The organism is Prochlorococcus sp. G4PB17, assembly GCF_059772445.1.
The window spans coordinates 1325133-1349419 of the sequence record NZ_CM186288.1; the positions used below are offsets into that span (position 1 = coordinate 1325133).

Sequence of the window (24287 nt, forward strand, 5' to 3'; positions counted from 1 at the left end):
AAATTTAAAAATGCTTAAAAATTATTTATCACATGTTGCAGAAAGAGAAGCATTAGGAATCCCTCCTCTTCCTTTAGATGCAAAACAAACTCAAGCTTTAACAGAGTTACTAGAAAAACCAGATAAAGAAATCGATCAAAACTTCTTACTTGATCTTCTTATCAATCGAATTCCTCCTGGAGTTGATCAAGCTTCTTATGTCAAAGCTACTTGGCTTAGCTCAATTGCTCAAGAAGAATCAACAAGTCCGTTAGTCAGCCCTTTAAGAGCAACTAAGCTTTTGGGAACCATGATTGGCGGATATAATGTAGCAGCATTAATTGAAATACTAAAATCAAATAATAAAGAATTAGCAGCTACAGCCTGTGATGCATTGAGTAATACTCTTTTAGTTTACGATGCTTTAAACGACATTTTAGAATTAGCAAAAAATAATATTTATGCAGAAAAAGTTATCAATAGCTGGTGTAATGGAGAATGGTTCACAAATAAACCACCTTTGAATGAGGAAATAACATTAACAGTCTTTAAAGTTGAAGGAGAGACAAATACAGACGACCTCTCTCCCGCAACTCATGCCACAACAAGACCGGATATTCCTTTACATGCTTTAGCGATGCTAGAAACTCGAGATCCGAATGGTGTAAGCACTATTGAAAAATTAAAAAAGAAAGGACATACAATTGCATACGTGGGCGATGTAGTGGGAACAGGAAGCTCTCGAAAATCAGCAATAAACTCTGTTCTTTGGCATACAGGAGAAGATATACCATTCGTACCAAATAAAAGAGGGAGTGGAGTTGTAATAGGAGGCAAAATTGCTCCTATTTTTTTTAATACTGCTGAAGATTCAGGTGCACTTCCAATTGAATGTGATGTAAGCAAGCTAAAAACAGGAGATGTAATCACTATTTACCCTTACAAAGGAGAAGTTAGAAGAAGTAAGGATCAAACCAACGGTGGGGAACTGTTATCAACATTTGATCTAAAACCACAAACTATTACTGATGAAGTGAGAGCAGGTGGACGTATTCCTTTAATGATTGGAAGAGCTTTAACAGACAAAGTAAGAACAAAATTAAAACTTGCACCCTCTACTCTTTTTATTCGTCCAGGACAGCCACCTGCATCAAAGCAGGGGTTTACACAAGCTCAAAAAATAGTTGGAAAAGCCTGCGGATTAACAGGCGTTCTCCCTGGTGCGAGTTGCGAGCCAATAATGACAACAGTTGGTAGTCAAGACACTACTGGTCCAATGACTAGAGATGAAATGAAAGAATTAGCCTGTTTAGGATTTTCTGCTGATTTAGTAATGCAGAGTTTCTGTCATACAGCCGCATATCCTAAGCCCGTTGATATCAAAACTCAAAAAGAACTCCCTGATTTTTTTGCTGCAAGAGGAGGGATCGCATTAAAACCCGGTGATGGAATCATTCACAGTTGGCTCAATAGGATGCTTTTACCGGACACAGTCGGGACAGGAGGCGATAGTCATACTCGATTCCCATTGGGGATTTCATTTCCAGGAGGTTCAGGAGTTGTGGCATTTGCTGCAGCCATTGGTTCCATGCCTATAGATATGCCGGAGTCAGTTCTTGTACGTTTTAAAGGATCTTTACAAACTGGTGTCACCTTAAGAGATGTGGTTAATGCCATTCCTTGGATGGCCATACAAAAAGGTCTTCTAACCGTCGCAAAAGAGAACAAAGTTAATGTGTTTAATGGAAAAATATTAGAGATTGAAGGTTTACCAAACCTAAAATTAGAGCAAGCTTTTGAGTTGACTGATGCGAGTGCAGAAAGATCCTGCGCTGGATGTACTATTCAACTCTCGGAATCAACAATCAGTGAATATTTAAAAAGCAATATTGTTTTACTTAAAAATATGATTGCAAGGGGATATAAAGACGCAAGAACAATAAGTAGAAGAATTAAAGAAATGGAAAATTGGTTAAAAAAACCAGATTTACTATCAGCCGACTCAAATGCTGAATACTCCGAAATCATTGAAATAGACTTAAATGAACTCAAAGAACCTGTTTTAGCTTGTCCTAATGATCCTGATAACGTCAAACTTTTAAGCGAAGTAGCAGGAACACCCATTCAAGAAGTTTTTATTGGTTCGTGTATGACGAATATTGGACATTATCGAGCTGCTGCAAAAATTCTTGAAGGAGAAGGGACGATATCATCTCGATTGTGGGTATGTCCTCCAACACGTATGGACGAGGAAATTTTGAAAAAAGAAGGATACTATGAGATTTTTGAAAAAGCTGGTAGCCGAATGGAAATGCCTGGTTGTTCTCTATGCATGGGCAATCAAGCTCGTGTAGAGGATAATTCAACTGTTTTCTCAACCAGCACACGAAATTTCAACAACAGATTAGGGAAAGGAGCTCAGGTATTCTTAGGAAGTGCAGAACTGGCTGCTGTTTGTGCTTTATTAGGTCATATTCCTTCAACTGATGAATATCTTGAAATAGCTTCCAAAAAAGTTTCTCCTTTAACTGACGAAATATACAGATACTTAAACTTTAATGAAATACCAAACTTTATCGAGGATGGTCGAGTAATAACAAAAGATCAAGAAGCCTCAATTCTACAAATCTAATTTGATTTAAATGATCACAAATAAAAATCAAACTACAACACACAAGAAATCGAATCAAAGTATTAAAAAACTTCTTCAGAAGAAATGGCTAATCGTAATTCTTGCTCTCATCCTTACAGGGTTAGGAGCAGCATTAACAGGAATATTATTTAAAACAGGAATCCACACATTAGAAAATTATCGATCAAAACTTTTAATTTATATGCCTAGATGGATAGTTTTGCCAATTTTAGGAGGATTAGGAGGATTAATTGCTGGATCACTCGTTAAAAACTTTTCTCCCTCTGCAAAAGGGGCAGGCGTCAGCCACATCATTGCTTTTCTTCGTCACAAACCAGTCCCAATGGGATTAAGAGTGGGGATAGTCAAACTTTTTGCTGGAATAATTGCAATTGGGAGTGGATTCCCTCTGGGGCCAGAAGGCCCTGCAGTTCAAATGGGAGGGTCTGTAGCTTGGAAAATGGCTAGATGGCTAAAAGCCCCTATCTCATTTCGTAGAGTTATTGTCGCTGCAGGAGGTGGTGCTGGAATTGCAGCTATTTTTAGTGCGCCAATTGGAGGTTTTATTTATGCAATCGAAGAGCTTCTAAATTCAGCTAGACCAGTAGTCCTATTACTAGTAGCAGTAACAACTTTCTGGGCTGATAGTTGCGCTGATATTTTACAAGCAATTGGATTTGATCAAAAAGCTGGTGGGTTTGTTAATAATCTAGGTTTTCAATTAGAAAAAGCATATTCACCGATAATTAAATTCTTCCCAATAGATTTTTTATACCTAATAGTTTTAGGGATTTTGCTTGGTTTCTTAGCGGAGATGTATTGCCAATATGTTCTAAAAATGCAAGTAATGGGTAACAGATGGTTTAAAAATAAAAGTATTGAAAGAATGAGTTTGTCAGGTTTATTACTTGGAACAATGTATTCAATTATTCCAGAAAATTTTCATAATATTGAAGGATTGCAAAAGATCATTGTTAACGAAAATAATAGTTTTACACTCGCAATAAGTATATTTTTAGTTTTGTTCTTTTCCTCCGGTCTAGCTGCTGCTTCAGGAGCTCCTGGTGGTTTATTTTATCCAATGCTCACACTTGGCGGAGCTATGGGTTTAGCAAGTGGTATTGGAGTAGAAGCTTTAACAGGCCATGTACCTACAACATATATTTTTGCTGGCATGGGAGGATTTGTAGCTGGTTGCTCTAGAACACCATTAACAGCAATGTTTTTAGCATTTGCTTTAACTAAAAATCTACTGATACTAAAACCACTTTTAATTACATGTATTTCAAGTTTTTTAACTGCAAGAATATTGAATGAACATTCAATTTATGAAAGACAAATTGAAATTGAAAAAGTAGAATTAATTGAATAAATTTTAACTTTCTTTAAATGAAATTTCATCAGCACTTTTATTATTAATAATACATCTAAGACCTATTAATAATATCCAACCTAAAATATTAATCCTGCTATCAAATAGAGGTATATCTGTTGCATGAAAACAAATTAGAATCAAAGTAGATGTCCACCATGACCTATCAATGATAGATTTTTGGTGAGTATTAACTTTATTAAATACCATATAATAAGCCGAACCTATTAATAAGCTAAAGACAAAAATATTCAGCAAAAAAGAAACCAATATTCCATGACTAATAGCTAATTCTAAAGGTAAATTATGAGAATGACCATGAGCTAAACCTGTTCTCAAAGGATAAATAATTGAAAAAGCAGCTGCGCCCCATCCCCATAAAGGTTTTTCAAAAATTAAATTTATTGCAAATTTCCATTGACCAATACGTGTTGCTTCAAAAGTTCTAGTGTTAACAAATTGCATATCATTTAATCTGCTCCAGATAGATTCAGGAACAATACTTCTTGCGAACTGTTGAATACCTAAATCAACGACTGGCAATACAGCAATAGCAACTGGAATCAAACAAATGAGCATCAGGGGTATTAACCAAACCCATGTGGCTGAACCAAAAACCAAGGGTATTCCTAAAACAATTGCACCCCATGCATTGCGAGAATCAGTCAAAATCAATGCAACAACAAATGCAATCAAAAGAGCAAAAGGAATACCTCGCTTTCTGCCAAAAATATAAGGATCTAAGACAGAAGCCAAACAAAATGGCCATACCCCAGATAACCATGCAGCAGTGATATTTGCGTAATCAAACAATCCAGAAAATCTTCCTACAGGTTCTCCACCCGGAGCCATAAACCAAACAATCAAACCATCAAGCAACTCCCAAGGCCCTTCCCATCCAAGCCATACCTGACCAAAACCAGTAATCAAAACAGGTAGACTTCCTAAGACAAGCAAAGAAGCACATTTTCTTCTTCTTACAGAAGTTTGCAAATATGGTTGCATTCCCCAAAAGCACCAAAAAAATGGAATCCAATTAAAAAGGCCAATCCAAGCTAGCCAACCAGTTTGAGAACGAAGACAACCAATTATCATCAAAAAAGATATAAGTAAAAGCGGATAATTCCAATATTCCTTCCAATACAATTCTCTTCTACTAAAACTTCCTGCAAAAAGAGCTATCAGCAAAAATAAATAAGAAATTAAAGCACTTGAAGGTAAACAAAATATTCCTATCTGAAAAGTCCTCCATCCAATATCAACTGAAAAATTATTATTTAAATTAAAGAGTTCGACTTTATTTTTCATATAAATACAGCCGTTCTTCCCCTATATACAATAACCTGCCTGCGTAAATGCAATCTTAATGCTCTTGCTAAAGCCACTCGCTCCAAATCTCTACCCTTTCTTATTAAATCTGCTACTTCATCACGATGACTAACATTAGATATAGTTTGTTCGATAATAGGACCAGCATCAAGATCCTTAGTGACATAATGTGCTGTTGCACCAATCAACTTAACCCCTCTTTCCCAGGCTTGATGATATGGTTGAGCACCTTTAAAAGCCGGCAAAAAAGAATGATGAATATTAATTAAATGAGGAAACTTTTCTAAAAATGAACTGCTTAAGATCTGCATATATTTAGCCAAAACCCCTAAATCAATTTTATAATCACTCAACAAATCTAGAATTTTACTTTCTGAATCCGATTTATTATTTTTATCTACTTCTATAAGCTTAAAAGGAATACCAAAGCCATCGCAAATATCCTCTAAATCTGAATGATTAGATATGACTAAAGGAACATTCATACGTAACTCACCTTCCTTAACTCTCCATAAAAGATCAACTAAACAATGGCTTTGCTTGCTAACGAAAATTGCGACATTAGGAAAATCATCAGAAAAGCTCAAAACTCCTTTTCCGTTCAAGCGTTGCTCAAGTAAAGCTACCTCAAAATTAATTTCATCTTTATCAAGCAAAAAACCATCTAAATCCCACTCAATACGACTAAGAAACAATTTGGCATCAGCATCTGTATGGTGATCAGCATGTCTAATATTTCCATTTTTACTTGCAATCCAACTAGCCAAATCACTAACAAGACCTGGCTTATCTGGGCAAATGAACTGCAAGATAACTGTTTTGATGCTCACTCCAGCTATATCCTTGAACTATCCTCTTTTTTAAACCAACAATAGCCAATTAACAAGCCAATTTCATGGCATTTGTGAAATGAATAGCCAAAAAGCAAAAAAAAATCAAATCGAAATCTCAGTAATTGGAGCTGGAATAGCCGGAATCACGACTGCATTTCACCTGACAGAAAAAGGTTATAAAGTTAATTTGATTGACCCAAAAATTAAATCAGAAATAAATAATTTAAATCCTCAAAATGGATCTCAAGCTGCTTTGGGAATACTTATGGGTCATAGCTATAGAAGATCAAAAGGAAGAGGTTTTTTATTACGCAAAAAAAGTATGAAATTATGGAAAGAATGGCTTATTAAATTAGATCCATCTTCATCGAATTTAATACTCGAAAAACCATTAATTAAACTATCAACTTCAGAAAAAGAATATCAAGGTATGATTGAAATATATAGAAATAAAAAAGAATATGGAATTGAACTTTTAGATAAAAATGCAATAGATTTTTGGAGTTCAGTCTTTGAAAAAAAATTATTAGGTGGCTTAATTTCTTATAATGATGGTCGATTAAACCCCATAAAGTTACTAAAGTTATTCATGAAAAATTTAGAGAGGACAAAAGTAAATAAGATAAGTGACAATGTAATTAAAATAAGGAAAAATAATAATTTATCAAAAAAAAATTGGACAGTTTACTTAGAAAAGAATCAATATATAAATCAAGATTATGTCATAATTTGCTCTTCATTAAATACACAAAATCTATTAAAGCCATTAGGTCATAAAATAATTCTAGAGCCAGTATTAGGACAAGTTATTGACTTAGAATTAAAGGAAAAAGATAAAGATTGGATCAAATGGCCTGCAATATTAAATTATCAATCTATAAATTTTTTACATTATGATCATAATCATATTCTTATGGGAGCAACTATTGAAAATGGTATTGAACCAAGTTTATTCAAAAAAAAAGATATGTTAACTATTTACAATACTGCTCCGGAATGGATAGCGAAAGCATCAATCAGCAATGAATGGAATGGAGTAAGAGCTAGACCAAAAAACGAACTAGCTCCATTATTAAAAGAATTAGATACTGGTCTATTGATCAACACAGGTCACTACAGAAATGGTATTTTATTAGCACCATCATGCGCTGAATGGATTGGAATTAAAATAGAAGAACAAATAAAGAATTAATTTATTTGGTCTCAGTAAATTCAGCATCAATAACATCATCTCCATCATTTTTATTATCAGTATTAGAATCATCTGCGGCTTGAGAAGCAGCATTTGCTTGTTGGTATACAGATGCACCTAATGAATACAACTCTTGTTGCAATTCCTCAACTAAAGATTTCATAGATTCATAATCATCTTTTTCAGTTGCCTCTTTCAATTTAATACGTTTCTCTTCAACTTTATTTTTGGCGGCTTCATCTACTTTATCGCCAAGCTCACCTATTTGTTTTTCAGCTTGATAAACAAGAGTTTCAGCTTGATTTTTTATATCAATTTTCTCACGTTTTTCTTTGTCAGCAGAAGCATTCATCTCAGCATCTTTAACCATTTTGTCGACTTCGTTATCTGACAAAGTTGATGCGCCAGTAATAGAGATGCTTTGCTCTTTACCACTACCTTTATCTTTTGCAGTTACACTGAGGATTCCATTGGCATCAATGTCAAAGGTAACTTCAATTTGAGGAACACCTCTAGGAGCAGGAGGAATTCCATCCAAACGAAAGGTACCCAAACTCTTATTATCAGAAGCCATCTCTCGTTCACCTTGTAAGACGTGAATTTCTACATTCGTTTGACCATCAACTGCAGTTGAATAGGTTTCAGCCTTTTTAGTAGGAACAGTAGTATTTCGTGTAATCATTTTTGTCATCACGCCACCCAATGTTTCAACTCCAAGGGATAAAGGAGTTACATCAAGAAGCAAAATATCTTTGACTTCACCAGCAAGAACTCCTCCTTGGATAGCAGCACCAACGGCAACAACTTCATCAGGATTAACCGTTTGATTTGGATCTTTAGTTGTAACTCTTTTGACCAACTCTTTAACTGCTGGCATACGAGTAGACCCTCCAACCATAACAATTTCATCTATTTCTCCAGTAGATAGCTTTGCATCTTTCAGCGCCTGCTCTACAGGGACCCTGCAGCGATCTATAAGTTTAGATGCTAATTCCTCAAATTTTCCTCTTGTGAGTGTTAAATCAAGATGTTTTGGTCCCTCTGGAGTAGCAGTGATAAATGGAAGATTTATTTCACTTTGTGTTGCATTAGATAACTCTATCTTGGCTTTTTCAGCTGCTTCAGTTAAGCGTTGAAGAGCCTGCTTGTCTTGACGTAAATCAATACCTTCATTGCCTTTAAATGTGGCAGCCAAGTGATCAACAATCACTCTATCAAAATCATCACCACCTAAATGAGTATCTCCAGAAGTAGAGAGAACTTCAAATACTCCATCTCCTACTTCCAGAACGGATACATCAAAAGTACCACCACCTAAATCAAAAACTAAGATTCTTTCATTGCTTTTTTTATCTAAACCATATGCCAAAGCTGCAGCAGTTGGCTCATTTATAATTCTAAGAACCTCTAAACCTGCAATTTTTCCAGCATCTTTAGTTGCTTGACGCTGAGAATCATTAAAGTAAGCGGGAACTGTTATTACAGCTTGAGTTACTGTTTCACCTAAATATTTTCCTGCATCATCAGAGAGCTTTCTCAAAACTTGAGCACTTACTTCTTCAGGCGAAAATTGTTTGTCAAGAATTGGGCATTTTAATTTAACGTTCGATCCGGCTTTTTCCACGCTATAGCTTACTTCTTTAGACTCATCATTGACTTCATCCACTCGACGACCAACAAATCTCTTTGAGGAATAAAAAGTATTTTCTGGATTCATTACCGCCTGACGCTTGGCGATTTGACCAACTAACTGATCCTGATTTTTAGTGTAAGCAACCACAGATGGTGTTGTTCTAAACCCCTCAGCATTTGCTATTACAGTGGGCTTACCACCTTCCATAACAGCGACACAACTATTTGTAGTACCAAGATCGATTCCAACAACCTTCCCCATGAGTGATGTGCTCCTAAATTTCTTTCTTTGGTTATCATCCTCGTCAGTGAAACCTATTTGAGGCGAGGCGTGGTTCCCGAACAGTCTTCTAGCATTTTCGTCTAAACATCAGAACAAAATGAGTACTATCACTGGAAAAACTAACCTGGTAGGGCTTCTTGGACAGCCAGTAAATCATTCTCTTTCCCCAATTATGCACAACGCCGCATATAAAGAAATGGGGCTTGATTGGTGTTACATTGCAATTCCTTGTGACAAAACAAATTTAGAAAAAGTAACTAGAGCATTAAGACTAATAAATTGCAAAGGTTTAAATGTAACTATTCCGCACAAACAGGAAATTTTAAAAGCCTGTAATAAATTAACTACAGTTGCAGAGGATATTCAAGCAGTTAATACCTTAATACCAGAAAAAGATAAACAATGGTTAGGCGCTAATACAGACGTTGAAGGATTTCTAACGCCATTAAAAAATGAAAATTTATGCAATAAAAATATTGTGATAATAGGTTGCGGAGGTAGCGCTAGAGCAGTAGTTATGGGTTTAAGTAATTTGCATATTAAAAAAATAACAGTCATTAGTCGTAATGAAAATTCATTAGCTGATTTTGTAAAAAATATGAAAGCTTTATCAACAAAAAGAAAAATATCAATTGCAGGTATCAATAATAAAAAATTAAACGTCACGCCATTTATTGGAGAAGCCGATTTAATAGTAAATACAACTCCAGTCGGAATGATTAAACAGAAAACTGAAGAAAATATTCCTCTTGGCAATAAAGTATGGGAGAGTCTGTCTAACAAAACTATTTTATATGATCTGATTTACACACCAAGACCTACAAATTGGTTACAGCTAGGAAAACAAAAAAATTGTTTGACAATCGATGGTCTTGACATGCTTGTAGCTCAGGGTGCTTTATCAATTAAACTATGGAGTGGTTTCAATAATGTTCCTACTCAAATAATGAAATCATCTGCAGAAAAACATTTAATGGTTTAATCTAAGTAAAAATAAAATGCTTATGCCATCGCTAGGAGGAAAAATATTAGGTGTACTTCTCTACATGATTCCATGGGCAGATTCTCTAACTTTTGGTAATCATTTATTTATAAAATATCCTTTTATTCAAATTATCCAAATACCGGCTATTCCTATAATAATTATAGAAAGATCGATACCTTTTGGAAATTTATTATTATTTTTAGCTATCTTTATTGGATTAGTCAGAAATAACAAAGTATCTTATTTTATACGTTTCAATGCACTTCAATCTCTATTAATAAATATAGGAATAATCATCATAGGTTTTATATTTGAAATTTTATTTAGTCCCTTTGCTAACTCATTAATTATAAGAACTTGCTCAAGTACTTTATTAATCAGTCTTTTTTCAATGATTACTTATTGTACCTGGTGTTGCATTCAAGGTGAAGAACCAAATCTGCCAGGAATCAGCCAAGCAACGAAAATGCAATTGTAAAAAGTTACCACTTCGGTATAAGATTAGAAATCCGCCGCTCTTCATGAGCCATTAGTCCTAGTCGGAAATTTTTATGTCTGAAAAACCTTATTACGAAACCATGTACATTCTTCGTCCGGATATACCGGAAGAAGAAGTTGATAGCCATCTAAAAAAATATAGTGAACTCCTTGAAAAATCAGGTACAGAAGTTTTAGACAGTCAAATGAGAGGTAAAAGAAGACTTGCCTATCCTATTGCAAAACATAAAGAGGGGATTTACGTACAACTAAGCCACAAAGGCGATGGACAGCAAGTGGCCATTCTAGAAAGAGCAATGAGGTTGAGTGAAGACGTCATACGTTATCTCACAGTTATACAAGATGGTCCTTTGCCGACTCCAAAATCGACCTCAAAGGATGATACTAAGACTGAAAAACCTGAGAAAGACAAGGAAGAAGTAAAACCAAATGAAGAGAAAGCTGCACCTATAAGCAAAGAAGAAAAGAAAGAAGAAAAAGAAGAAGCTAAAGAATAAAATTAGAAGCTAAACAATTAAAGAAATTATTTGTTTTACTTGTTTATCCAAGACCAAATTCGACTGGGCAATCCCCATACATAGATAAAACCTTCTGCCGCCTTATGGTCAAACTTGTCCTCTCTTCCATAAGTAGACATGTCTGAAATATATAAACTATTATTTTCTGACTTGCGACCAATCACATCAGCATTACCCTTAAACAGCCTAATCCTCACAGTTCCATTAACTTGCTTCTGAGAAAGATTAATAAATCCATCCAAGGCTTCTTTTAAAGGACTAAACCAAAACCCTTGATAAACCAAATCAGCCCATTGTCTTTCCAGTCTGAATTTAGTATTTAATAAATCTGCAGGTAAAGTTAAACTTTCCATCTCTTGATGAGCTTTTATCAATAAAAGCAAGCCAGGTGTTTCATAAATTTCCCGACTTTTGATTCCAACGACTCTGTCTTCAATAATATCTAAACGTCCAAAACCGTGCTTTCCAGCAAGAGTATTAGCTTTTTTTATCAGAGATACTGGGTCCAGTCTTTCTCCATTGATTGAAACTGGATTACCTTTTTCGAAAAGTATATCTACCATCTCTGGCTCATTAGGTGAATCAGAAAAAGATGCGGTAATGCCAAAAACCTCCTCGGATGGCATCTCAAAGGGATTTTCAAGTGGACCAGCTTCAATGCTTCTGCCTAAAAGATTTAAATCAATCGAGTAAGGATTCTTTTTACTTACTGGAGGGACTATTCCATATTTTTCTCCATATGCAATAGTTTCTCCACGACTCATACCCCATTCCCTTGCTGGCGTCAGTAATTTCAAATCAGGCGCTAAAGCACCAATAGTTACATCAAAACGAACTTGATCATTACCTTTTCCAGTACATCCATGCGCGACTCCATCAGCATTTAATTCTCTTGCAATTTCAACAAGTTTTTTCGCAATTAGCGGTCTAGCTAAAGCAGTTGAAAGAGGATATTTACCTTGATATAAGGCATTAGCCCTAATTGCTGGAAAAGCAAAATCTTCAATAAAAGGCTTTACCAAGTTTCCAACAAGTGATTGAGAAGCTCCCGCTGAAATAGCCTTTTTTTTGATTAAATCAAGCTCATCACCCTGACCAAGATCTGCTGCAAAAGCAATTACTTCCTCCACCCCATATTCTTTTTTCAAATAAGGAATGCAAACACTTGTATCCACTCCTCCTGAATAAGCCAAAACAACCTTTTTTGCTCTTCCCATATGATTCTCTCCTTTAAGGATTTTTCGATTCTTCCTAATAAATATAGAGAACCATTGGACAATATCTCTGATTTAGATTAGCAAACCAGATTCAAAATTTTTAAAGGCATACAAAAACAGCAAAATAGTAGAAAAACTATTCCCATGGTTGCTTAATAGATTTTCCTGATTGCCTTTCAGCTAAGAACCCTGTAATCCATACCAAAACAAAAGCCAAAGAGGTGAAACCAAAAAAGACAAGTACATAAATTAACCAAGTATTAATATTGCGACCAAAAATCAATAAATCCTGAATATCGTGATTTGAAGTAAAAATAAAGTAAACAACTAAAGAGTAGAAAGACACTTAAACCTCAAATTTATATTAATGAATCTAGAGAAAAAGTCCTTTTTATCAAAAAAAAGATTAAAAGAAAAAACGAAGGACCAAAAACCAAGCCCCAGACTAAGAAATGATTGATATGAAAGGCTTGTGGATGGATAATACCAGCAGTTCTTAAAGCAATACTGACCAATAAAGATAAGCCCCAAGTAAAAGTGAGAAGTATCAGCTTTGATGTCAGCATAAAAATTAGAAAATTAATACATGATGCATTATGTTAATTCATTGATCATAATCTTAATATGAGCGAACTAAAAAAAATCAACTTATCTAATTTAGACGGTATTAACCCGGCACTAACTCGGTATGGAAGAGAAGAACCGGCTCCCGTTCTCCCACTTCGAGAAGAACCGGATTTATTGTCGTGGTTAGAAACGAGTGGAAGATTGGTTTCTGACGAAGATTCAAACGATCAAGAGATAAGCACAGTTGAAGAAGAAGAACTTTCCGCATTAATGGGGGAAAAAGAAGACTATAAAGCTGAAGAAGAGCAATCAGATGATGAATGGGAAGAATAAATAAAAGATTAAACTTTGAATAAATCTAAACAACTTTTAGATAGAAAAAAGATATTTTTTTTCCAAAATATTAATAAACAAGTATTAATACTATTTGGATTAATAATAACTGTTTGTATATTTATTGATTTTTCTTTTCAAAATAGCAATTTAACAATTCCTTTTATAATTACTACTATAGTTTCGTCATTTATTACTTCTATAAATATACCGAGATTAAAAAAAATTAAAATAAAGCAAATAATTAGAGAAGAAGGACCAAAAAATCATTATCAAAAACAAGGAACTCCAACAATGGGAGGGGTTTTTTTTATTCCTGTAGGAATAATAATTAATAATATTTTATATTTTAGTAGCGAGAACTACAAGATGATTATAAGCCTTAGCTGCCTTATTCTATTATTTATGTTCATTGGCTTCATTGATGACTTTCTGAGTTTAAAAAAACAATTTAATGTTGGTCTTACTGCTAATCAAAAGTTAATTTTACAATTAATTGTTAGTCTTATTTTTGTTATTATTTGTGCATCATATAATTTTATTCCAAATAATATTCAAATAGGGAATAAGATTTATAATATAGGAAATTTAATTTATCCATTAGGAATATTTGTATTATTAGCTGAAAGTAATTCAACTAATTTAACAGATGGTTTAGATGGTTTATTAAGTGGATGTAGTATATTAATTTTTACAGGTTTAGCTATTAATATATTAATAGAAAATCCAAGTAATAATTCATTAGCCCCGGCTTGCATAATCATGGCTGGGGCATCTATGGGATTTCTTTTCCTTAATAACTATCCTGCAAAATTGTTTATGGGTGATTCTGGTTCACTAGCCCTAGGAGCCTCACTTGGTGGTATTGCGTTAATATCAAATAATCTTTGGTCCCTGTTAATTATGGGAGGGATACTGGCAATAGAATCTATCTCAGTCATTATACAAGTTAGTGTTTTTAAAATTTCTAAGAAGCTAAAAGGTAAAGGTCATAAATTATTTTTAATGACCCCCATACATCATCATTTTGAACTTAAAGGTAACAATGAAACTCAAATTGTAATGAGCTTTTGGCTGGTTACATTATTATTGGTAATAATAAATCTAATCTTTTTCACAAACGCTTAAATCTTCCTAATCAACTAATGACTTATTTTACTTGGAAAGAAGAAGGATTAACTAACGATTGTGAAACGCTAGATTCTATGGCCGCGCGGTTTGAAGAATCTGCGAATCTAATGAGAAAAATGTCGGCTGATGGTTTTAAAGTAGAAAAAAGAAATAAACGTCAAATAATCACGCATAAAGACACAAAAATTTTTAACGATTGGGGGTTTATTAGTGAAGAGCCACCATATCAACAACTTACATTGATACCAGAAGAAAATTAAATATTAATTACTATTTAAAAATCGAAAATATTTTAATCCCTCTAAAACGCCATCTTCTACCTCAGAAAATAAAACTCTTTGTTCTGATCTCAGATGATCTAATGAAGAATCATGATCAAAAGGAATAACACTTGTCGTTAAGCCTTTTATTAACTCAGCATCACCTTGTTGACTGGCAACAATAAGAATTTTCTCTAAAGACAAATCCCAGCGTAAAGTTAAAAATCTAATAGCTTCTGCTCTGGATGCTCGCAAAGGAACTATATCCAAGTACCAGTGGCATTTCAAATGTGGAGTAGCAGCCAATCCAGCCTGTCTTAGTCTTTTACGTACTAAAGGTAAAATTGCATCACTAGGTTCCTTTAACAGATAACTAACTTTAAATGGACCTTGATTTTCAGATGCTTGAAGCTCTAAATAATCTTTTAAATCAAATAAAACTTTTTCTACACCTTTTCGATTCCAATCAACAGTAATTGAATCTTGCCAAAAAATATCTGATTTACTATTTCCAGCATAATAAATTTCCGTACCAGCTTGACATATCCAAACTACAGGTTTAGGTAATTTTGTTTCTTGATATCGATAGCGTGCAGCTTTAATAGATCTCCCAGTTAAAATTCCTAATTGAATTTCGAAATCGAAAAACTTATCTTTTAACTGATTTCTCAATATTGATAAGCCTTGAGATTGATCTAGATAGTTATCTAAATCCAAAAGCAATAGTTTTTGACCAAAAGGACTTTTTTCTTGAGTGTTTTCGAATGTCCAATATCGAGGAGCAAGAAATTTCGATCGCTTTTGCATCAATGCAATGTAATTACAAACATGTGCATCCCAACTGAAATGCCTACTTACACCTTCAACTCCATTATTACTCCAAGTTTTCCATAAAGAATAATTTGAACCAGCAGTCTCTAAGCCATCTCGCAATGCCTCTAGATCAGTGACGTCTACAAGTAGACCATTTTCACAACGAGACAAAATATCTCTTGGTCCACCATCATCAGTAGTCACCATAGGTAGCCCACATGCAGCAGCCTCTAACAATGTCAAGCCAAATGGTTCTGTTAAAGCAGGATTAACAAATAATCCCTTTCTATGTGCAGCCCAACGATAAATTGATGGGATTTGCTCTCTTCTGTGTTGTTTTGGAAAAGCTACTTTTCCATATAAATTATATTTATCCACCAATTCAAAAATCTGTTGGAATACATCTCTTTGCTGTTTTTCAAGCTGACGTGAATCTTCTCGACAACCTAAAATTAAAATAAGATTGTGTCTTTGCTGCAATATTGACGAACGTCCATAAGTCTCAATCAATGCAGGAATATTTTTTCTTCTTACTGCCCTTGATATAGCCAAAAGAGGAGGAAGTTTTGTATCTCTTAAAAATGGTTTAAAAAGTTTATCTAATTCTTTCTCTTCTTCCTCTAAATTTTGATCTGATGAATGAAAGCGATTTAAATCAACTCCTGGAGGGATAATTTCTACGTTCTCAGAACTAAATCGTCCATATCGAGCATATTGTTCCTCTGATTCCTGCTTAGTACTTGTTATAAGTAAATTTGCATGAGCTAAAGCCAACTCCTCTGCATCAATTCTTTTACTTATTGAATAAGTTTGCTCTATTTGATCGTGATCTATTCCAGCAGCTAATAATCTTCTCAATTTTTCCCGACCTAGTGAATGACCAGTAAAAACTAATGGCAAACCTAATCGTCTACTAACCAAAGCTCCAACATAACCAGCGTCCGCATAATGTGCATGAATCCAATTTGGTAGGTTTTTATTATCTTTTTGCAATCTTTGAACTATTTGATCAGCCAAATCATCTAGATAAGGCCACAATAATTCTTTCCGCATATAACGCTTAGGCCCAAAAGGTAATCGAATAATTTCAGCAGAGCTTGATATCTTTTCAACAGGTTTTGAATAGTCAGATGATACTCTTCTATCAACAATTAATCTGGTAATAAGTTCAACTTTTTCAACCTCTGGTCTTACTGCAAGTCCTTTTACTAATTCTAAAACATATAAAGTTTGGCCTCCAGTATCTGAATCTCTTCCCAATTCAAGATTTTGTGAACGGATTAAACCATGCAAATTTAAATGTAAGAGTTTTAATCCCAAGAAAAATGTATTAAAAGGATGGGTTTTAATTAGTACATTTTGCCACACTCAAATATAAAGAAAGAATAATATTTTTATTCAAATAAATTAAAATATTGAAAGCCCTGTCTATCACTGAATTTTTAGATATCAAGAATTTGAAATTACTAAACCAATTTTTGAAGATTAAGGAATATTAATAAAAATAAGTTGAAAAAATATTCAAGCTTCTTTTGGTTTATGCAGAGCCAATACTTTTTTTAAATAATTACCAGTGTAACTATTTGAATCTAATGCGACTTCTTCGGGAGTTCCCATAGAAATAATTTCTCCACCTCGATTGCCACCCTCAGGGCCCATATCGATAATCCAATCTGAACATCTAATAACATCCAAATTATGCTCAATGACAATGATGGAATTTCCTTTATCTACAAGTCTTTGTATCACATCCATTAATTTATGAACATCATAAAAACTTAAACCCGTTGTAGGTTCATCAATTAAATACAGAGTTTTACCAGTAGCTCTTCTAGATAACTCAGTAGCAAGTTTGACTCTTTGAGCTTCACCTCCAGATAAAGTTGGAGCAGGTTGACCAAGTTTGATATATCCAAGACCAACATCTAAAAGTGTTTTTAATCGATCTGCTGCTTGTGGTATTGCAGAAAAAACTTCAACAGCTTGTTCAACAGTCATTTCTAATACGTCTGAAATAGAAAAATTTTTATATTTAACTTGCAAAGTTTCTCGATTAAATCTAGCTCCTTTGCAGACATCACATTGAACATAAACATCTGGAAGAAAATTCATCTCAATAACATTTACCCCCTGACCACGACAAGCTTCGCATCTTCCACCTTTAACATTAAAACTAAATTGACCTGCTTGATATCCTCTAGCTTTTGCTTCGACAGAAGAAGCAAAAATTTGACGTATAGGATCAAATGCACCTGTATAAGTAGCCGTATTTGATCGTGGTGTTCTCCCAATTGGTGATTGATCAATAACAATGACTTTGTCAATAGATTTTATACCTTTTAATTCTTTTAAGCCTTTTGGAAAAGGAACTTTTAATCCTAGTGAATGATTTAAAGCAGGATGAAGCAATTCATTTACTAGAGTACTTTTACCACTTCCACTCACTCCAGTCACAGCAACTAGTCTACCTAATGGAAAATCTACTGAAACATTTTTTAAGTTATTTTTATCACAACCAATCAGACGTAATTTTCTCTGTACTGAGTCTCTTCGATGAAGTGGAGTAGGAATAGATGAGCGACCACTAAGATAAGCACCTGTCAAGGATTCTTTTGCAGTCAACAAATGATCTAAAGACCCTTCGGCAATAATTTCCCCTCCATGGACACCGGCTCCAGGGCCTATATCGACTAAGTAATCAGCAGCCCTTATAGTATCTTCATCATGTTCAACAACAACCAAGGTGTTACCTAGATCACGTAATTTTTTTAATGTAGACAATAATCGATCATTATCTCTTTGGTGTAGTCCAATACTAGGCTCATCTAACACATATAAAACTCCGGTCAAGCCTGCACCTATTTGAGTCGCTAATCGTATTCTTTGGGCTTCCCCACCAGACAATGTCATCGCAGGTCTATCTAAAGTTAAATAGTCAAGTCCAACATCCAAAAGGAATTTAAGACGTAATCGAATCTCTTTTAAAACTAATTCTCCAATCTTTTGTTGTTTATTAGAAAGTAACGATTTGGACTTTTTGGACTGTTCAAACCCCATTAATTCTTCGACATTCTCAAGAGTTTTAGAAACACTTGATGATGTCAGATCATTTATTGAATAAGGTCCGAGTTTTACAGCAAGAGCTTCTGCACGTAATCTCTTACCATGACAGGTTGCACAAGGTACTAATTCAAGATATTTTTCTAATTTTTGACGAACAGCTTCACCATTTGCGTCCTGTAACTGTCTTTCTAAAATTGGTAAAATACCTTCAAAGGGTCTTTTGAATCCAGAATCTTGCTTATATCTACTATCAACTTTTATTAAAATCGGTTCTTTACTACCGTTTAACAAAATATTTTTTTGCTCCCCTTTTAAATCTTTCCAAGGAGTTTTTATCTCGAAACCAAATGCTTCGCCAACTGAAAACAATAATGAGAAATAATATGAATTATCCTTATCACTCCAGGGTGCAACAGCTGCATATACCGGTAGAGAAGGATCAGGTATTACTCTCTCGCAAGTAAATTTTTTTAAATGACCTAGGCCGTGACAATCTGGACATGCACCGTATGGACTATTGAATGAAAATAACCTAGGAGATAATTCTTCGATAACTGCACCATGCACTGGACAAGCAAAATTTTCAGAAAATAATCTTTCTCTTTCAATATTTTTTGGAAGTTCTTCATTCTTTTTAGGAACGGCTTCAACTATTGCTAAACCATCACCCCTTTTCAAAGTAGTACTTAATGAATCAGTTAATCTTTCTTCTATCCCCTCTCTTGCAATCAATCTATCAACAACTACCTCAATAGAATGTACTTGATTTTTATCTAACTCAATATTATCTGCTAATTCTCTAACTTCTTTATTAATTCTGACTCGAACGAATCCTTCCGCAGCGAGTCCAGATAATAATTTCGAGTGAGTACCTTTTTTACCTCTCACCACTGGAGCAAGTAATTGATAACGAGTTCCTTCTGGAAGGGTCTTTATTTGATCAACCATCTCATCGATGGTTTGAGGCTTAATAGGTCTAGAACATTCTGGACAATGAGGTTCTCCAGCTCTCCCAAAAAGCAAACGAAAATAATCTTGTATTTCTGTAACCGTTCCAACTGTTGAGCGAGGATTATGACTAGTTGACTTTTGATCAATAGAAATCGCTGGTGATAATCCATCAATTGAATCAACATCTGGTTTATCAACCTGACCTAAAAATTGTCTTGCATAAGCAGACAAACTCTCTACATATCGTCTTTGTCCCTCGGCAAAAATAGTGTCAAACGCTAAAGAACTTTTACCACTGCCACTGACGCCAGTAAAAACAACCAGTTGATTTCTTGGAATTGATAGATCAACATTTTTTAAATTGTGCTGTCTTGCACCACGAATAGTTATGACTTCTTCATTCGAAGCACAAGTATTTAATGTCTTTTTTTTTGGCTTAGAGTCTGAAATTCCCATAAGGGAAAATTACTAATGTTTAATTGTATAAAAAAATATGCTCATCAGGCAGCTTTATGTTCCAGCAAACTCGCCGCATAGGCATTTGCTTCTACAATTTCACCACCAGCGAGCGAAGCTAATTCCTTCTGTCTGTCTGCTTTTTCCTTCAAATTAGTTAGCTTGGAAATGGTATTACCATCGATCACTTTCTTTATAAAAGTAAAATGATTATCAGCAAATGCTGCAATTATAGGTTGATGAGTCACGCAAAAAACTTGTCGATGAATAGATAACTGACTAAGCAAATTCGCTACATAACTGCTAACTGATCCACTTACACCTGAATCTATTTCATCAAAAATTAAAAGACTAGTTGGATCAAATGATGCAAAGATAGCCTTTATTGCTAAAAGAACTCTAGATTTTTCTCCACCAGAAGCAATTTCTGAAAGAGGAGCCAATGGAAAACCTGGATTTGCTGAAAACATAAAATTAACTCTATCAATTCCATTAACAGTTGGTTCACATTCTTCAAAAAAAACTTTAAAACGAACATTAGGTATACCTAATTCTTTTAAACTCTTGATCAATTTTGATTCAAGTTTCAAGGCATTTGCTTTTCTTATACTTGATAATTCTTGATTCAATTTATCTCTTATCATTCTTTTGTTGCTCTCTAAAGAAGAAAGTTCTTCAATGTTATTAGAATTAGATTTAAGAGATAAGTTAGTAATTAACTCATTTTTATAACTAATAAGTTCTGGCAAACTTCTATGATATCTTTTTTGATAAAGCTTAAGATTAGACAATCTGATTTGTAAATCGTTTAAAATTAAAGGGTCTATATCTAAAGAATTCTCATAATCTTTAATTTGGTAAATTAAATCATAAAAATTATTAGTTAATGAAGAAAACTTATTAAAAATGGGTTCCAAAGATGAATCAATTTGTGATAAAAGTTTTAATTCTTGAATACAAAAATTAGTGTGATCTAAGAGTGATGGATACTCATCTAAGCTCTCATTTAAACGAAGTAATAAAGATTGAACACCCTCCTTTAATCTTAATATATGTGAGAGACGATTCTGATCAATTTCTAACTTAATATCTTCATTTGGATCTTCCAATTCTAATTTTTCTAAATCTTGATAAATATCTTGCATGTCTTCAAATTCTTTTTTGAAGTCAACAACTATTGCTTCAGCTTCCTTTAATCGTAAAAAAGATATGTTCCAACTCTTCCAGGCTTGCCTGACATTAAGAATGGATTTTTCAATTTGGTTTAACCCTAAAGAATCCAATAAATTCAATTGATGGCTTGAATTATTTAAAACGAATGTATCGCCCTGAAGGGTAAAGTCTAACAAAAATATTCTCAACTTTTCAATTTGATCCCTATTAGCTAATACTCCATTAACTCTAAATCTAGACTTATATTTATTTTCTTTTAAACGCCATTCTCTAGTAACTATCAACTCATCATCAACATCAAATCCCTGATTGATAAGCCAATCTTTTAGTGATGGCTCTATCAAAAATACACCTTCTATTGATGAAAATGCGGAACCTTTGGCTACCAATCTATTATCAATCGGAGTTTTTTTTGAAGCAAGGAGAGCGTTTAATGTATCAATAAATATTGATTTACCTGAACCAGTTTGACCTGTAAAAACAGTAAATCCCTGATGAAAGTCAATCTCTATGCTCCCAAATAAAGCTATATTTTGAAAACGAAGACTATTTAGCATGACTTAAAGCAATCAAAAAGACGCAAACTAGACCTAGAATGGACTAGAAGGGATGTGAAACATTGCCATAATAAAATGGCGGAAGAATTAAGCGATTTCATTGAAGCCTCAGGTCTGCTTGAGTATGACCCTGTCGCTATTGCCTCAATCTACAAAAAAAATCCAATTCGTCTACTTCGGAGACTTTGGCAAACACTTTTACCAATAGGATTATTTTTACTGGGCGTTGGATGGGAAAAATTAATTGGATCTTTAAAAAAAAATGAAAGAAAGACGTTCAGAGCTAAAGAATTTACGAAATTACTTGTAGATTTAGGACCAGCTTTTATAAAAGCAGGACAAGCTTTATCTACTAGACCAGATATAGTGCCACCAATTGTTTTAGAAGAATTAGCTCAGCTTCAAGATCAATTACCTGGTTTTGAAAGTAAACTTGCAATGGCATGTATTGAAGAAGATCTTGGAGATAAAATTAATAACATTTTTTTAAATATAGAAAAAGAACCTATATCAGCAGCCTCCTTAGGACAAGTTCACAAAGCAACTCTAAAAACTGGAGAAAAAGTTGCTGTTAAAATTCAAAGACCAGGATTAAGAGAACAAATTACATTAGATTTATACATAGTAAGAAATATAGCTATATGGTTTAAAAATAATATTGGCATAATAAGAAGCGACTTAGTCGCATTAATAGATGAACTTGGAAAAAGAATTTTTGAAGAGATGGATTATATTAATGAGGCCAATAATGCAGAAAAATTTAAAAAGCTTCATAGTCATAATAAAAAAATCGCAGTTCCAAAGATCTACAGAAAAGCTACAAGTAGAAGAGTACTTACAATGGAATGGATAGATGGTATAAAACTGACAAATATTAAAGCTGTAAAAAAATTAGGTATTGATCCTAATGAAATGATTGAAATTGGAGTAAGTTGTAGCCTTCAACAATTAATCGAACACGGTTTCTTTCACGCAGATCCACATCCAGGTAATATCTTAGCAATGAAAGATGGTCGATTATGTTATTTAGATTTTGGCATGATGAGCGATATTACACAACAATCTAGAGTTGGCTTAATTAGAGCAGTTGTGCACCTTGTTAATAGGAAATTTGATAAACTTTCATACGACTTTGTTCAATTAGGTTTTCTTGCTGAAGAAGTTGATCTAGCACCAATTGCTCCAGCATTTGAGAGTGTTTTTACTAGTGCTCTAGAAATAGGAGTAAATAAAATGGATTTTAAGGCTGTAACTGATGATATGTCGGGAATTATGTATAAATTTCCATTCAAATTACCACCATATTATGCTCTAATCATAAGATCTTTAATTACTTTAGAAGGTATAGCACTTAGTGTTGATCCAAATTTTAAAATACTTGGAGCGGCATATCCTTATTTTGCTAGAAGATTAATGGAAGATGAAAATCCTGAATTAAGAGATAGTTTAAAGGAAATGCTGTTTGATGAAAATAACTTAAAATTAGAACGATTAGATGATCTTTTAACAAGCGCTACTAAAGAAAAAAAATTAGACAGTGAAAAAATATTAGATCAAACAATAGATTTTTTATTTTCTAAAAAAGGCATAACTCTCAGAAATGAATTGGTAAATATTTTAGCTATAAAAATAGATTCTGTTGGATGGAAAACTATAGTGAAAATAAATGCGAAACTTCCACTTCGCTTTCGCTCAAAAACAATAGAAAAGTCATCAACAATTACTTCAAGACAAATTTTAAATATATCCTCAATAAAAAAAATGTTTAAATCATCAAAAATGAAGCCAGGATTTAAAAGAAAAATAATATTTAAAAAATTACCTAAAATCTTAACTAATAAAGATACTTACCAAATGGGTTTTGGGTTAATGAAAAAAACCTCGGAAAAAGGTATTATAAGATTAGTAAAAGTTGCAGCAGGTGTAGAGCAATAAATGATTTTAAAACATAGCTACTTTATATTATTAACATCTTTGTTATTAATTCCAAATGTTAAATCAGCAGAAACAATATTTCTTTATAAAGGAACTTTTAGTAGAGAAATCAATATTGAAGAGCTATATAAATTTAAAATAACAAAAATACCAAGTGTTAAATTAAAAAATCTAATAAAAATTACAAATCAAAATGAAAAAGAACTACACAAAATATTATCAAAAAAAATAGAAGTTCCCATAAAAACAAGTAGCAAATTAATGAATAGTAAAATAGGTGAAGTTTTTTTAAAGAGATTAAGTAAAATTATTTATCCAAATAAAATAACAAATAAAAATATAGGTACAAAAGCGATAAGATCTGGAATTATTATAAGTGCATATAATAATAATCAAAAAATTAATCTGATAGATTTTTTTAAAGCTTATCCAAATAAAAACATTGCTATAAATCTAAATTCATTAAATCAAGCTCTTAAAAAAACAGAATCATTGAAAGAATTAATCAAATTCTATTCAGATTCACCTTTTAAAAAGCTGAAAGATGGAAGGTCTAAGACTTAGATTGTTTAAAACTA

The 24287-nt window shown here is 33.5% G+C and carries 19 protein-coding genes; 11 read left to right on the plus strand and 8 right to left on the minus strand.

What is annotated here, in order from left to right; genetic code table 11:
* Positions 1–10 precede the first annotated feature (10 nt).
* Together acnB and AC6EJB_RS07685 are read left to right on the plus strand one after the other, a co-directional pair.
* Entirely contained in the window at positions 11–2611 is a 2601-nt protein-coding gene (gene acnB, locus AC6EJB_RS07680) for a bifunctional aconitate hydratase 2/2-methylisocitrate dehydratase (RefSeq protein WP_498490741.1), read from the plus strand.
* 10 nt (positions 2612–2621) lie between these two features.
* Entirely contained in the window at positions 2622–3983 is a 1362-nt protein-coding gene (locus AC6EJB_RS07685) for a ClC family H(+)/Cl(-) exchange transporter (protein ID WP_498490742.1), read from the plus strand.
* A 3-nt stretch (positions 3984–3986) separates the two neighbouring features.
* On the opposite strand, the gene AC6EJB_RS07690 is transcribed toward AC6EJB_RS07685, so the two are convergent.
* Both AC6EJB_RS07690 and purU read right to left on the minus strand, forming a co-directional pair.
* Positions 3987–5291 (minus strand): O-antigen ligase family protein, encoded by a 1305-nt coding sequence (locus AC6EJB_RS07690; protein ID WP_498490743.1) that lies wholly within the window; start codon positions 5289–5291, stop codon positions 3987–3989.
* Positions 5288–6142 (minus strand): formyltetrahydrofolate deformylase, encoded by an 855-nt coding sequence (gene purU, locus AC6EJB_RS07695; protein ID WP_498490744.1) that lies wholly within the window; start codon positions 6140–6142, stop codon positions 5288–5290. Before purU ends, AC6EJB_RS07690 begins: the two co-directional genes overlap by 4 nt.
* A 79-nt stretch (positions 6143–6221) precedes the next feature.
* Between purU and AC6EJB_RS07700 the strand changes: the two genes are divergently transcribed.
* Entirely contained in the window at positions 6222–7337 is a 1116-nt protein-coding gene (locus AC6EJB_RS07700) for an NAD(P)/FAD-dependent oxidoreductase (RefSeq protein ID WP_498490745.1), read from the plus strand.
* A 1-nt stretch (position 7338) separates the two neighbouring features.
* Here the strand turns inward: AC6EJB_RS07700 and dnaK are convergent, their stop codons facing one another.
* Positions 7339–9231 carry a molecular chaperone DnaK gene (gene dnaK, locus AC6EJB_RS07705; protein WP_498490746.1) on the minus strand — a complete coding sequence of 631 codons (1893 nt, stop codon included), beginning with the start codon at positions 9229–9231 and terminating at the stop codon, positions 7339–7341.
* A 118-nt stretch (positions 9232–9349) separates the two neighbouring features.
* On the opposite strand from dnaK, the gene AC6EJB_RS07710 reads away from it, so the two are divergent.
* The 3 genes from AC6EJB_RS07710 to rpsF all read left to right on the plus strand — a co-directional run bounded on the left by AC6EJB_RS07710 (position 9350) and on the right by rpsF (position 11232).
* The gene (locus AC6EJB_RS07710; protein ID WP_498490747.1) at positions 9350–10234 is read left to right on the plus strand and encodes a shikimate dehydrogenase; all 885 of its coding nucleotides are present in this window, start codon (positions 9350–9352) and stop codon (positions 10232–10234) included.
* Between the two features lie 16 nt (positions 10235–10250).
* On the plus strand, positions 10251–10715 hold the full coding sequence (locus AC6EJB_RS07715; protein ID WP_498490748.1) for a Tic20 family protein: 465 nt from the start codon (positions 10251–10253) through the stop codon (positions 10713–10715).
* A 73-nt stretch (positions 10716–10788) separates the two neighbouring features.
* A complete protein-coding gene (gene rpsF / locus AC6EJB_RS07720) occupies positions 10789–11232 on the plus strand; it encodes a 30S ribosomal protein S6 (RefSeq protein ID WP_498490749.1) in 444 nt (147 codons plus the stop codon).
* A 35-nt stretch (positions 11233–11267) separates the two neighbouring features.
* On the opposite strand, the gene AC6EJB_RS07725 is transcribed toward rpsF, so the two are convergent.
* Both AC6EJB_RS07725 and AC6EJB_RS07730 read right to left on the minus strand, forming a co-directional pair.
* On the minus strand, positions 11268–12470 hold the full coding sequence (locus tag AC6EJB_RS07725) for an argininosuccinate synthase (RefSeq protein WP_498490750.1): 1203 nt from the start codon (positions 12468–12470) through the stop codon (positions 11268–11270).
* A 136-nt stretch (positions 12471–12606) separates the two neighbouring features.
* A complete protein-coding gene (locus AC6EJB_RS07730; RefSeq protein WP_498490751.1) occupies positions 12607–12816 on the minus strand; it encodes a hypothetical protein in 210 nt (69 codons plus the stop codon).
* Positions 12817–13094: 278 nt separating this feature from the next.
* Here AC6EJB_RS07730 and AC6EJB_RS07735 point away from each other — a divergent pair, with 278 nt between their 5' ends.
* From AC6EJB_RS07735 to AC6EJB_RS07745, 3 genes are read left to right on the plus strand one after another with little or no spacing between them, the layout of a single operon-like run.
* The gene (locus AC6EJB_RS07735) at positions 13095–13370 is read left to right on the plus strand and encodes a DUF3134 domain-containing protein (protein WP_498490752.1); all 276 of its coding nucleotides are present in this window, start codon (positions 13095–13097) and stop codon (positions 13368–13370) included.
* Between the two features lie 15 nt (positions 13371–13385).
* Complete coding sequence (gene mraY, locus AC6EJB_RS07740) at positions 13386–14498, plus strand: phospho-N-acetylmuramoyl-pentapeptide-transferase (RefSeq protein ID WP_498490753.1); 1113 nt, start codon at positions 13386–13388, stop codon at positions 14496–14498.
* A gap of 17 nt (positions 14499–14515) precedes the next feature.
* Positions 14516–14761 (plus strand): hypothetical protein, encoded by a 246-nt coding sequence (locus AC6EJB_RS07745; RefSeq protein WP_498490754.1) that lies wholly within the window; start codon positions 14516–14518, stop codon positions 14759–14761.
* Between the two features lie 3 nt (positions 14762–14764).
* On the opposite strand, the gene AC6EJB_RS07750 is transcribed toward AC6EJB_RS07745, so the two are convergent.
* The 3 genes from AC6EJB_RS07750 to AC6EJB_RS07760 form a co-directional block, all read right to left on the minus strand.
* Positions 14765–16894, minus strand: coding sequence for an HAD family hydrolase (locus AC6EJB_RS07750; RefSeq protein WP_498490755.1), 2130 nt, complete (start codon positions 16892–16894; stop codon positions 14765–14767).
* Between the two features lie 201 nt (positions 16895–17095).
* Positions 17096–20044 carry an excinuclease ABC subunit UvrA gene (uvrA, locus tag AC6EJB_RS07755; RefSeq protein ID WP_498490756.1) on the minus strand — a complete coding sequence of 983 codons (2949 nt, stop codon included), beginning with the start codon at positions 20042–20044 and terminating at the stop codon, positions 17096–17098.
* Positions 20045–20088: 44 nt separating this feature from the next.
* The gene (locus AC6EJB_RS07760; RefSeq protein ID WP_498490757.1) at positions 20089–21774 is read right to left on the minus strand and encodes a DNA repair protein RecN; all 1686 of its coding nucleotides are present in this window, start codon (positions 21772–21774) and stop codon (positions 20089–20091) included.
* Between the two features lie 75 nt (positions 21775–21849).
* Here AC6EJB_RS07760 and AC6EJB_RS07765 point away from each other — a divergent pair, with 75 nt between their 5' ends.
* The gene (locus AC6EJB_RS07765) at positions 21850–23709 is read left to right on the plus strand and encodes an ABC1 kinase family protein (RefSeq protein ID WP_498490759.1); all 1860 of its coding nucleotides are present in this window, start codon (positions 21850–21852) and stop codon (positions 23707–23709) included.
* Complete coding sequence (locus AC6EJB_RS07770) at positions 23710–24273, plus strand: alpha/beta hydrolase (protein WP_498490761.1); 564 nt, start codon at positions 23710–23712, stop codon at positions 24271–24273. It abuts the gene before it with no gap.
* Positions 24274–24287 lie beyond the last annotated feature (14 nt).